General features: G+C 33.1%; 1 pseudogene. It reads right to left on the minus strand.

Annotated features, from left to right (window positions below):
• Nucleotides 1–20 precede the first annotated feature (20 nt).
• Nucleotides 21–709, minus strand: a pseudogene (locus WOCAOBSORBRA_RS06680) (IS3 family transposase); the annotation flags it as partial.
• Between the last annotated feature and the right edge of the window lie 13 nt (nucleotides 710–722).

Raw genomic sequence — 722 nt, forward strand, 5'->3', positions numbered from 1 at the left:
TAATTATCATGTTACTCATTAACCACCATGCGTGAATATAGGTCAATTATTGCCGCCAACAACCTTCTTTAGTTTTTATGTAGGTAATCCCAAACTTTATTTGGCTGATCAGTAGTAAAATTTTGATCCAATGTGTTCGGAGCCACAACTCGGTTGCTTATTTGCTGTTTTTTATTTTTGAACCTTCGTCTAAGCTTGGTTTTAATGCCATTTTCTTGCATAACACTTTGTACTGTTTTAATTTTTGCCTAAAGCTTTTAATTCAGCGTGAATTTTAGGGGCTCCATATCTGCATTTAGAAGCTTGATGTATTTTTTGAATATCTGTTAGAAGCCCTTCTTTTGCTAATTCTTTACTGCTTTTTTCCTTAGCAACCAATACCACCAGTACAAAACCCTACATAGTTCCTGTGTTTTATAGCAATTTCTATATAAAAGAATACTTTACTCTTTTTCTTTGCCCAGGGCTTTTTTTAAGATGTCTCTTTCTCTTGTTAGTTCTTTTTTTAGATCAAATCTTTCTTTGTCATAAGGAGCCTTTGCCTGGAAATGCGTATGCTCCAGACATTTTTCCATCATATTTTCTTACTTAACATACTGCCATCTATACCTAGATCTTTTGCTATTTTTGTACTTGCTTGACCTGTTTCTTTAACCAGCTTAACAGCTTCTAATTTGAATTCTGCTGTATATTCTCTTCTATTTGTCATATTTTGAAAAAAC

Source organism: Wolbachia endosymbiont of Cardiocondyla obscurior (assembly GCF_902713635.1).
Lineage (GTDB): Bacteria > Pseudomonadota > Alphaproteobacteria > Rickettsiales > Anaplasmataceae > Wolbachia > Wolbachia pipientis.